4 protein-coding genes are annotated in these 4,951 nt (G+C 65.8%); all 4 read right to left on the reverse strand.

All coding sequences use genetic code 11. From position 1 onward, the window contains the following. On the reverse strand, positions 1-333 hold a 333-nt coding region (locus AC1DS6_RS42150; protein ID WP_477104748.1), incomplete at its 3' end, for an asparaginase domain-containing protein. A 267-nt stretch (positions 334-600) separates the two neighbouring features. Beyond that, positions 601-1,791: a 2-methylaconitate cis-trans isomerase PrpF gene (gene prpF / locus AC1DS6_RS42155; RefSeq protein WP_441637458.1), complete on the reverse strand. Its 1,191-nt coding sequence runs from the start codon at positions 1,789-1,791 to the stop codon at positions 601-603. Between the two features lie 78 nt (positions 1,792-1,869). Further along, positions 1,870-4,467: a Fe/S-dependent 2-methylisocitrate dehydratase AcnD gene (gene acnD, locus AC1DS6_RS42160; protein ID WP_441637459.1), complete on the reverse strand. Its 2,598-nt coding sequence runs from the start codon at positions 4,465-4,467 to the stop codon at positions 1,870-1,872. A gap of 107 nt (positions 4,468-4,574) precedes the next feature. Next, on the reverse strand, positions 4,575-4,951 hold a 377-nt coding region (locus tag AC1DS6_RS42165; protein WP_477104749.1), incomplete at its 5' end, for a citrate/2-methylcitrate synthase.

A 4,951-nucleotide genomic window follows, 5' to 3' on the forward strand; every position in this document is an offset into this window, starting at 1 on the left:
GCGCTCGTTATTGAAGCTCTCCGAGCCGATCTGGAAGACCTGCTCGCCCTTGACGTTGGCGACCTTCGAGATTTCCGGGACCGAGGCGATGATCTTGTCCACCGGCACCACGGCCGACTGGTAGGCCGCGGTATTGGTGGCGGCAGCGCTGGCGCCGGCGATGGTGCCGCCGGTGCCGATAATGACGATATTGGCCTTGCGGGCTTCGCTGGGGGCGCTGGCCTGCGTCGGCGCGGCGGCGGACGGGGCAAGCTGCGCATGGGCGGCGCCGGTGGTCAGGCTGGCGGCGAGCAGCAGGGCGCCGATGGTGGTGAGACGGGCAAAGCGTTTCATGATTCTCCTCGTATAGGCACGACTGAACAGCACCTTTTGGGTGTCTGCGTCGTCTATCGGTCTTCGCAATCCGGCCGGCCCGGGCCTGACTTACAGGTGTCTGGCCAGCGGAGGGTGAACTATACGAGAGGGTGGTCAAATGTGTCGACATTTGCGGATTCGGGGTTTTCCCGAGGCGGGAGGCGGACGGCAGGCACAAAAAAGCCCGGCAAAAGCCGGGCTCCATGCGCGCCGCGGGCCGTCCATCGGCCACTGCGTCAGCGTGCTTCAGAACGCATCGCCGGGCACGCGCACCCATCCTTCCATCAGCACCCGGGCGCTGCGGCTCATGATGGCCTTGGTCACGGTCCATTCGCCGTTGACCTGCGTGGCTTCCGCGCCCACACGCAGGGTGCCCGACGGATGGCCGAAGCGCACGGCATTGCGCTCGCCACCGCCGGCGGCGAGATTGACCAGCGTGCCCGTGATGGCCGCGGCGGTGCCGATGGCCACAGCGGCCGTGCCCATCATGGCGTGATGCAGCTTGCCCATGGACAGGGCGCGCACCAGCAGGTCGACGTCGCCGGCGGCAACCTGCTTGCCGCTGGACGCAACATAGGCGGCTGGCCTGGCGACAAAGGCCACCTTCGGCGTGTGCTGCCGGGTAGCGGCTTCGCCGATATCCTTGATCAGACCCATGCGCACCGCGCCGTGGGCGCGGATGGTCTCGAACATCGCCAGCGCCCTGGGGTCGCCGTTGATGGCGTCCTGCAGTTCGGTGCCTTTGTAGCCGATGGCTTCCGCGTCCAGGAAGATGGTCGGGATGCCGGCATTGATCATGGTGGCCTTCAGCGTGCCGACGCCGGGAACCTCGAGATCGTCGATCAGGTTCCCGGTGGGGAACATGGCGCCGCCGGCGCCGTCCTCCTCGGCTGCGGGATCCATGAATTCCAGCTGGACTTCGGCGGCGGGGAAGGTCACGCCGTCGAGTTCGAAGTCACCGGTTTCCTGCACGGCGCCATTGGTGATCGGCACGTGCCCGATGATGGTCTTGCCGATGTTGGCCTGCCAGATGCGCACGATGGCCATGCCGTTTTGCGGGATGCGGCTGGGGTCGACCAGCCCGGCGCTGATGGCGAAGGGCCCGACGGCGGCGGAGAGATTGCCGCAGTTGCCGCTCCAGTCGACGAACGGCTGGTCGATGGAGACCTGGCCGAACAGGTAATCGACGTCGTGATCGGGCTTGCTGCTTTTGGAGAGGATGACGGTCTTGCTGGTGCTGGAGGTAGCGGCACCCATGCCGTCGATCTGCTTGCCGTAAGGGTCCGGGCTGCCGATGACGCGCATCAGCAGCGCATCGCGGGCCGCACCCGGCACCTGCGCGGCGTCAGGCAAATCCTGCAGGCGGAAGAACACGCCCTTGCTGGTGCCGCCACGGATGTAGGTGGCGGGAATCTTGATCTGGGGTACGTGGGCCATGGATAGTTTGTCCTGGTGAAAACGGGCGGTACGTCGCCGTACCGCCCGAACACGATGCACGAAGCCGTCAGCCCGTGCTTACGCAGCTGCCTTCGACGATTCGAGGAAGTCCTGCGCGAAGCGCTGCAGCACGCCGCCGGCTTCGTAGATCGACACTTCTTCCGCGGTATCGAGGCGGCAGGTCACGGGGACTTCCACACGCTCGCCGTTCTTGCGGTGGATGACCAGAGTGAGGTCGGTCCGGGGCTTGCGCTCGCCGATCACATCGTAGGTCTCGGTGCCGTCGATGCCCAGCGTGGCGCGGTTCACGCCCGGCTTGAACTCCAGCGGCAGCACGCCCATGCCGACCAGGTTGGTGCGGTGGATGCGCTCGAAGCCTTCGGCGGCAATGGCCTCCACGCCAGCCAGGCGCACGCCCTTGGCGGCCCAGTCGCGCGAGGAGCCCTGGCCGTAGTCGGCGCCGGCGATCACGATCAGCGGTTGCTTGCGCGCCATGTAGGTCTCGATGGCTTCCCACATGCGGGTGACCTTGCCTTCGGGCTCGACGCGGGCGAGCGAGCCTGCCTTCATCTTGCCGTCCACCACCACCATTTCATTCTTCAGGGTGGGGTTGGCGAAGGTCGCACGCTGCGCGGTAAGGTGATCGCCGCGGTGGGTCGCGTAGGAGTTGAAGTCCTCCTCGGGCAGGCCCATCTTCGCCAGGTACTCGCCGGCGGCGCTATCGAGCATGATGGCGTTGGACGGCGACAGGTGGTCGGTGGTGATGTTGTCGCCCAGCACCGCCAGCGGGCGCATGCCCGTGAGCGCGCGTTCGCCGGCCAGCGCACCTTCCCAGTACGGCGGGCGGCGGATGTATGTGCTCATCTCGCGCCAGTCGTACAGCGGGCTGACCTTTTCGCCGGTGTCGGCGGTCACGGCGAACATCGGCTCGTACACCTTGCGGAATTGCTCCGGCTTCACGCTGGCGGCTACGACGGCGTCGATTTCCGCATCGGTCGGCCAGATGTCCTTCAGGGTCACCGGCTTGCCATTGGCGTCCGTGCCCAGCACATCCTTCTCGATATCGAAGCGGATGGTGCCGGCAATGGCGTATGCCACCACCAGCGGCGGCGAGGCCAGGAAGGCCTGCTTGGCATACGGGTGGATACGGCCGTCGAAGTTCCGGTTGCCGGACAGCACGGCGGTGGCGTACAGGTCGCGGTCCACGACTTCCTTCTGGATCACCGGATCCAGCGCGCCGGACATGCCGTTGCAGGAGGTGCAGGCATAGGCCACGACGCCAAAGCCCAGTTGTTCCAGTTCCGGCAGCAGGCTGGCTTCTTCCAGGTACAGCGTGACAGCCTTGGAGCCAGGCGCCAGCGAGCTTTTCACCCACGGCTTGCGGGTCAGGCCAAGCTGGTTGGCGTTGCGTGCCAGCAGGCCGGCGGCCACCATGTTGCGCGGGTTGTTGGTGTTGGTGCAGCTGGTGATGGCGGCGATGATCACGGCGCCGTCCGGCATCAGGCCGGGCTCGTTCTCGACCTTGCCGCTGATGCCGCGCGCGGCCAGTTCGGACGTCGGCACGCGCTTGTGCGGGTTGGACGGGCCGGCGATATTGCGTACCACCGAGGACAGGTCGAACTTCAGCACGCGCGGGTACTCGGCGTGCTCCAGGCTGTCCGCCCACAGGCCGGCTTCCTTGGCATACGTCTCCACGAGCTTGACCAGTGCTTCGTCACGGCCGGTGAGCCGGAGGTACTTGATGGTCTGCTCGTCGATGTAGAACATCGCGGCGGTGGAGCCGAACTCCGGCGCCATGTTGGAAATGGTGGCGCGGTCGCCCAGCGTCAGGTGGGTGGTGCCTTCGCCGAAGAATTCGAGGTAGGACGACACGACCTTTTCCTTGCGCAGGAATTCGGTCAGGGCCAGCACGGTGTCCGTCGCGGTGATGCCCGGCTGCGGCTTGCCGGTCAGCTCCACGCCGATGATGTCCGGCAGGCGCATCCACGAGGCGCGGCCCAGCATCACGCTTTCGGCTTCCAGGCCGCCAACGCCGATGGCGATCACGCCCAGGGCGTCCACCATCGGGGTGTGGGAGTCGGTGCCGACCAGCGTGTCGGGGAAGGCCACGCCGTCTTTTACCTGCACCACCGGGCTCATGCGCTCGAGGTTGATCTGGTGCAGGATGCCGTTGCCCGGCGGAATGACGTCGACGTTCTTGAACGCCTTCTTGGTCCAGTTGATGAAATCGAAACGGTCTTCGTTGCGGCGGTCTTCGATGGCGCGGTTCTTCGCGAACGCATCGGGATCGAAGCCACCGCACTCGACGGCCAGCGAGTGGTCCACCACCAGCTGCGTCGGCACCACCGGGTTGACCATGACCGGATCGCCGCCCTGGGCCGCGATCGCGTCACGCAGGCCGGCGAGGTCCACCAGTGCGGTCTGGCCCAGGATGTCATGGCAGACCACGCGCGCCGGGAACCAGGGGAAATCCAGTTCCTGCTTGCGTTCGATGAGCTGCTTGAGGGAATCGGTCAGCGTTGCCGGGTCGCAGCGGCGCACGAGGTTCTCGGCCAGCACGCGCGACGTGTACGGCAGCTTGTCATAGGCGCCCGCCTGGATCGCGTCGACCGCGGCGCGCGTGTCGAAGAAATCCAGCTGGGTGCCGGGCAGCGGTTTGCGGTTTGCAGTGTTCATTTTGTAGGGAAGAAAGAGAGTAATGATCAGGGGGTAGCGGCCGTGCTTCGCGGCCGGCTACCCCCTCTCCCACGGGCGGTACAGGGGAGCAAACCGGCAGCCGGGTGTTACTTGCGATCCTTGATCGGCACGAACTTCAGGTTCTCCGGACCAGTGTAGTTGGCGCTGGGGCGGATGATCTTGTTGTCGATGCGCTGCTCGACGATGTGGGCAGCCCAGCCGGAGGTCCGCGAGATCACGAACAGCGGCGTGAACATGGCGGTCGGGACGCCCATCATGTGGTAGCTCACGGCGCTGAACCAGTCCAGGTTGGGGAACATTTTCTTGATGTCCCACATGGTCGTTTCCAGCCGTTCGGCGATGTCGAACATCTTGGTCGAGCCGGCGTCCTTCGACAGGCGGCGCGCCACGTCCTTGATGATCTGGTTGCGCGGGTCGCTGATGGTGTACACCGGGTGGCCGAAACCGATCACCACTTCCTTGT

The sequence above is a fragment of the Cupriavidus sp. 05L310 genome, assembly GCF_056398185.1.

Excerpts from the sequence above, each read along its gene's own strand:
- prpF (WP_441637458.1), bottom strand. The coding sequence starts at position 1,791 with ATGGCCCACGTACCCCAGATCAAGATTCCCGCCACCTACATCCGTGGC.
- acnD (WP_441637459.1), bottom strand. The coding sequence starts at position 4,467 with ATGAACACTGCAAACCGCAAACCGCTGCCCGGCACCCAGCTGGATTTC.